We start from the raw sequence: 6,488 nt of genomic DNA, 5'->3' as shown, positions 1-6,488 counted from the left end.
GGTTTGTACCGGGTGTCCGCCGAGTAATTGGCGGGGCCGCCTGCCGAGGGCGGCAGTTGCCCGGCCGTAGACCGGTTGCTGAACTTGAAGGAAGCCAACGGCACGGGCGATACCGTCTCCAATTCCAGCACCTGGTCCACTAAACCCTGTCCACCGGGCTTGTATGTAGTGATACTGCCCGACAGGATCGTCCGAGTAGTGCCGACCTCCTTGTATTGTACCCGTTCGATGGGCAACAGTAGATTTTTCTGCTGCATCTCGTATATCGCACCCGACGCATTCGCGTAATCAGTGGGGTAAACCAATATAGATGAAGTAATCGAGCCATCGCTACCTAATACCTTAGTCTGAATAGGCAAGTAGTGTTCGGGCTCACCTTGTTCATAAACATATTCTGTAGTGGTGGAAAATCCCTCATTGACCAAGGGATACTCAACTACAGTCTGGGACGAAAGTTGATTCCACGACGATTGAAAAGCGGGATATTGAAGATAAGAAACACCCTTTCCAGCATATGAAACACACGAGCCGGATAGGCTTCTCATCAACCGGAGTCCTACATGCGTTATAGTTGGCAACGAAGCATAGTTGTTTATAGTCTCCTTAGCCTTTCGGAATAAATTGGTCGACGTTTCATGCACATAATCGATGTGCTTTATGAGTAATCCATTCCCCAGTCTTATCAAGTTAGGAATACCAGCCGGCCGGGCATTAAAAGATCCATTTGCAAAATTAGGTGAAGCACTTATTGTGTTATTATACTCATATTCTGTATAACCATTAAGTTCTTTACTCTGCGTATAAACCGTCACTTTATCATAACCCACAATAGGCTCGTTATTAAGTATTGAGCTCTCTGAATATAGCACAAAACTCTGACTTGCCGTTTCAACAGCATTACCTACCTGATCAACGCCACACGTAACTAATTTGTCAAATGTTGCATAATTTATCGGAGCCAGTCGCTTCCCATACGAGCATTCTTCTATGTCGCCATCGCCATCCTGATCTTTCAAATAATGATAGTTAAAAAACGAGTCTCATTGACATTGTTCAATGCATCAACATCAGAAATTTTAGCGATGCGAGCACCACCGCCTATCGTTATTGGATTTTGACCTGTAGTGGCATCCGCATAGTAGCTATATTCGAACGAAAAGCGAACATAGTTGAGAAACATCACATGGCTGGCAATGTGCGTTATTACAATATACTCGCCTTCAGGCAACTCAAATTGATCGTTACGGTAACAGCGGTAATCCGTAAAACCCGACTCTCTAGTCCAAAAGCTTTCGAAACCTAAAAATGTTTGAACAACGGGAGTTGTCAGGTCATCTACGGAGTAGATTGCAAACATGGCATCGTGAGCATTTGTAAACGGCAATCCAGTGGTCTGACCCCCTTCGGATTTTATATTAAACTTAACCTTCGTAAAGGGAAGAATTTCCGGGATAGTTAGACTCAAGGTATCGTCAGTACCGCGCCTGGTGAAGTATGGTAGGGTTGCCGTCTTTATGTAACCGCCGCCATTACTATTAGAGATTACTGGTTCGTAATCATTTGATTCAAACTCAAAGACCGTTCTCCCACCTGTAGGGTATACAATTTCCTTAAGCATCGCAGCTTTAACATGCGTACCTGATCCATCTCTATTGGCGCCACCGGAATAGGATAATTGGGTACCCGGGTGTTGATTGCTCAAAAACTGCATATTTGGCAAAAGCGTCCTATTCGTTGTCTTGCCATTGTAAAATCCCCAATGATCCCTAGCGTAAGAATTCTTGTAAGGAAGGTTTGTACTCTCATAGACGAAGTGATGCGTTTCCGAAGCCGCCCCGTTCGCGTTCGTCTTTATTAACGAATCCAAACGTAGCCGTTTTGAAAAAAGATTTGGATTTAAATTTGGTAAGGGGTTAGGCATTGTAAAGCCTGTGGATGATGACACGAAGTAATTTTGCTTAAATTCATAAGAAAAGTTGTATCGGGCATCGCTTGTGTTTGTGACATCCATCTTGACCAAGCGTTTATCTCCTTGTAAGTCCTCACGTGCTTGGTATTCAAATTCAATAATTCCGTGCGGAAAGGTTATTGAGCTCAAAAAAACCGCATTATAGTTTTTTATTGGTGGATTACTTGAAGATAGCTCACCAGGTTGAGGTAACGCTGAATCCAAACCATAGAGTTTGACCACTTCAAGCGTGTATCGTTCATTGATATTATTATAATTTATAACACTTCCAGCGATTTCCGAATAACCAAAAGTTATTTGATCTCCTTTTGTAGAAACGATTTCAGTTAGATACCATGAGGTCGTGTAAATCCCTGTATATCCGTTCGGCGACTGAAAACTACATCGTTCAGTTCGATTAAAAATGAATCTCACACCATCTGGCGTTGTAATTTGCCAACTACTGCCATCAATATTCAATAATTTTATATCAACGCCATCAGGTTTCTGCTTGACTACGTCACCGTTCTTTTTTAAGGAAAATTTGCCTGAAAATCCAGCGAAGTTGTATGTGTACACGTCGGGTTCGGTATCGTAAGGCACGTCTGATGATACACTCGTGGGAAGAAAGGCATTCATATTTGTCGAATTGCCCACCACATTAATGATATAATTGCCTGTAGTCGTACTTTCCAAATAGCTTTGACCACTCTGTAAGATACCCGTGGCGGAACTACTGATAAATTCGGGGAAACTATTATTGTAATATCCTTTTACAGGACTAAAATCGTCGATTCCATTAACCGTCCGACTGATGACGCCACCAGCGTTTAATGTCCATCCCAGCCCTGTTCTTCCGGCTTCTTCATCAACTCTAAATCCGCCAGCATGATAACTCAAAGAGACCGGAATTTGTAGTCCGCCACTCTTAATCGTATATAATGGAATTTCAATATTGGGCACGCCAGTGTATATATTTACAGGTACCTCCCCATACTTCGAAAATGATGCAGCATTGGGAGATGGACCTACTACATTCTCAAAAAGTTGACAATTGGCTTGATGCAAATGCGCAAATAAAACGGCGAACAATAATGCAAACCGCTTGCGACTTAAGAGTCGCAGGTAGTCTTTAGTGTATTTGAAATAAATTCTCATAGTTAAATTTTTTGATCTAGCTAGTATCTTTCAATGATATAGCAGTGATCTCTTCAAATCCATTTTTACCGGATTAAGCGTTTGGCTTTATCCGCTTCAAGCAAGTCCAATCGCTTACTGAGTTCATTCAATTTTCTCTCCTTCCCAATCAAATGCAACGTCAATTCTTCCACCTTCTTCAACAGTAACAGGTTCATCTCCGCAAGGTCCAAACCATCTCGCTGGATGTCTGCGGCAGAGGGGATTTCCGGAAGGTGTTTGTGCGTTTTCACGTAAGCCTCTACATCGGCCAGAGCTTGTAGCTCGTAACCCGGCTCGAACACGTAGTCCGGTACGGAGATGTCCGTCTTCACCTTCACCTCTTTAGCAAGAATATTACCGTTTACGGCGAGCCTGGCTTGGGGATTGGTGGTGCCGATGCCTACACTTCCGTCGCTCAGCATGGTCATGTAACGCGTGGAATAGCTTTGCCAAACGAAAAGTGGTCGATGATTTACTTTTCCGGTTGTTAATCTTGCATCAAAAGCGACTACGGGATTAGTGCCATTATCGACAACCCCATCCCCGATGCTACCGGAAAGAAACAATGCAACACCATTATCGGAGACCTTTGTTCCCTTTATCCAAGGCGCGAATCGCCCATCAGAGCTGGTTCCATTACTGATTGTAAAGAAATCATCTGGCGCATCAGAGACACTAAGCTTCAGCAGATTTTCGGCGCCTGTTTGCGCCGCCTTTTTTATCTCCAACAGCGTTGTTGGCGTGGCGGTACCGATACCCACATTTCCGTTTGGCGGGAAGGTATTGGTTTGTGCTTGGCAAAGCGAGACTTTAATAAACAAAGTCAATGTGAAAATTATTAGTTTTCGTTTCATAGTTTCAGATTTAGACGGTTTAATGACTAAAGAATTAAATACTTATTAGTTGCCGTCTTCCCATCCGATCCGTTGTTCAACTAATGTCAATCGCTCACTGAGCCGACGATTTCCCTTATCTTTTTCAATCAAATGCAGCGTTAGCTCCTCCACCTTCTTCAACAATAACAGGTTCATCTCCGCGAGGTCCAAACCATCGCGCTCGATATCCTTCGCCGAAGGGATTTCCGGCAGATGCCGGTGTTCTTTCACGAAGACTTCCACTTCAGCCAGTGTGGGCAGCTTGTACTCCGGTGCGAATACGTAATCCGGCACAGTGATGTCCGTCTTTACCTTTACCTCCTTAGCTAGGATATTGCCGTTTACCGCCAGTTTTGCTTGGGGATTGGTCGTGCCGACGCCTATACTTCCCTTGACGATCAGATCATTCTTTCCAGGATTGGCATATGCGTACGAGTCTGAGACCAGTATACCGCCAGCTTTCAAGCCCGACGCAGAGGTACGCCCAACGGAGTTAATCAAAGTCAGGTAGCGGTTCAGCTCCTGATTCGATACACCCGTAAAAATTGCAGCGTCCCCGTCGTTGTCAATGACAATTCTGCCTCGGATATCCAGCGGTGCAGTTGGTAAAGTCGTTCCTATCCCAACATGCCCACTGGCCGGAAACGTATTTCCCTGCCCCAGGCACAACACATTGGAAACACAAAAAAATACCAATACAACGGTTGTTTTAATCATGGCTTTAATATGAACTATTTAATATTATTTATGTTGAATCAACGGGAGTAAAGCTAAGCCGGAAACAGGCTAGTCCATGCACGTCAAGGCTATAAATATGACAGGCAGGGACTATAAATTTGATAGGCTCTGCCTATCATCAAAACCACTTTAATTCTGAAGCGTTCGGCGCCAGCGGAAGGCTATCCGTCTGAGCCATTGAGCCGACGGGTAGCCGGTTCGACCAGTATCTCCCGCGCCAGCAACAGCAGAAGGCATTCCATGCGGCCTATCTATTTCTTTGCGCATCGTTTCCGTTTCCTCGCTTTTTTCAATGAGGTACAACGTCAGGTCTCCACTTTCTTTAAGAGAAGCAGGTTCGTCTCCGCAACGTCTAGGCCGTCACGCTCAATGTCTGCAACCGATGGGATTTCAGGCAGGTGCTTGTGATGTTTTACATAAGGTGGAGTGGATCATCCGCGCTGCCGCCGTTGATGTAAAGTTCCCCCGTGCGTTTATAAATTTTCATAATGCTAGCTTTATTAATCAGTTTCGCCCATCTCGTTAGATTTCGATTTGTAGACCTCCATTTCCAGACGCTCAATGCGTTCGTCTTGAACTAATTCAACCCGCTTTTTCTCTATCAAATGCAGCGTCAACTCCTCCACTTTTTCCAGCAACTTGCGGTTCATTTCGGCAAGGGCCACGCCGTCGGCCTCCACTTGTTTTGCAGTAGGGATACCGGGAAGATGCCCGTGCGTGTTTATATAGGATTCCAGTTCGGCAAGCGGCATCAGGTCATAATCTTCTTTAAAAACATAATCCGGCCAGTTAGCCATCTCCACTTTAACCTCCTTAGCCCGGATATTGCCGTTTACGGACAATTTCTCCGTTGGATTGTGGATGCCAATACCGACATTGCCGGTGACTACAAATCGGCTTACCTGTTGTTCGGCCGTCATGTTCGGCTCAAAGTCTTGTACATTGCTCAGTAGGTGCTGGTTTTGGGGAACGCCGTTGACATTGTAAGTAACCGTTTTCAGGTTTTCCCCGCTGGATGACACCCAACCAACAAAATGGTAGCCTTGGCTGTGCTGCGCTGTGGCATAAGGCACCTCCAAGGCCATATAGTGCTTGCTATCATAAATGCATGTCTTAAGCCGCCAACTGACACTAATGTTATACGAGCCCAACGATGCCCGGGTCATCGTGTATGCCGACCCTGAGTTGATATGCACGATGTCGGCTCGATGGATGGAAGTTGTAGCTCCTCTGAGTGCTGCTATCGTACCGATTACATAATTATTGGCCAATGGGTTGGCGCCGTTATAGATTTCATGTAGCAGGATCAGTGATCTCGAGTAAGGGACGTTTTGGTCCATCGGTATCGTTATAGCTTTGTAGTTTTGATGCAGGGTGGTCTCCGTTTGGGCCTGGATCCTGCCCACCATAACCAGCAGTAAGCAAATACAGCTGACATATATGTATTTCGTTCTCATGGTTGTGCCGCTTGGATTTCCCTGATCAGGTTTCTAAGTTCGTGAACGTCTAGTTTAGTGGCCTGCAGTTCTTCTCTTATAGTCCGTTCGGACTTTTCATTTTCAATCAAATGCAGCGTCAGTTCCTCTATTTTTTTCAGCAACAGCAGATTCATTTCAGCAAGGTTCAATCCGTCTCGCTCAATATTCTTTGCCGAAGGTATTTCCGGAAGGTGTTTGTGCTTTTTCACGTAAGCCTCTACATCGGCCAGGGCTTGCAGTTCGTAACCCGGCTCGAACACGTAGTCAGGT

Annotated in this window: 5 protein-coding genes and 1 pseudogene; all 6 read right to left on the bottom strand. The window is 45.1% G+C overall.

The features are described 5' to 3' along the window. On the bottom strand, positions 1 to 1,016 hold a 1,016-nt coding region (locus ACFOET_RS11145; RefSeq protein ID WP_379022583.1), incomplete at its 3' end, for a hypothetical protein. Beyond that, positions 1,013 to 3,106: a hypothetical protein gene (locus ACFOET_RS11140; protein ID WP_379022581.1), complete on the bottom strand. Its 2,094-nt coding sequence runs from the start codon at positions 3,104 to 3,106 to the stop codon at positions 1,013 to 1,015. The genes ACFOET_RS11145 and ACFOET_RS11140, both read right to left, overlap by 4 nt. 65 nt (positions 3,107 to 3,171) lie before the next feature. Beyond that, positions 3,172 to 3,981 (bottom strand): hypothetical protein, encoded by an 810-nt coding sequence (locus tag ACFOET_RS11135; RefSeq protein ID WP_379022579.1) that lies wholly within the window; start codon positions 3,979 to 3,981, stop codon positions 3,172 to 3,174. Between the two features lie 45 nt (positions 3,982 to 4,026). Next, on the bottom strand, positions 4,027 to 4,719 hold the full coding sequence (locus ACFOET_RS11130; protein WP_379022577.1) for a hypothetical protein: 693 nt from the start codon (positions 4,717 to 4,719) through the stop codon (positions 4,027 to 4,029). Positions 4,720 to 5,240: 521 nt separating this feature from the next. After that, positions 5,241 to 6,197 (bottom strand): hypothetical protein, encoded by a 957-nt coding sequence (locus ACFOET_RS11125; protein ID WP_379022575.1) that lies wholly within the window; start codon positions 6,195 to 6,197, stop codon positions 5,241 to 5,243. After that, positions 6,194 to 6,488 (bottom strand): annotated as a pseudogene (locus tag ACFOET_RS11120) (hypothetical protein); the annotation flags it as partial. The gene ACFOET_RS11125 and the pseudogene ACFOET_RS11120, both read right to left, overlap by 4 nt.

Origin of the sequence: Parapedobacter deserti (genome assembly GCF_042646065.1) — a bacterium.
Lineage (GTDB): Bacteria > Bacteroidota > Bacteroidia > Sphingobacteriales > Sphingobacteriaceae > Parapedobacter > Parapedobacter deserti.
This window is presented reverse-complemented; position numbering and strand designations above follow the sequence as displayed.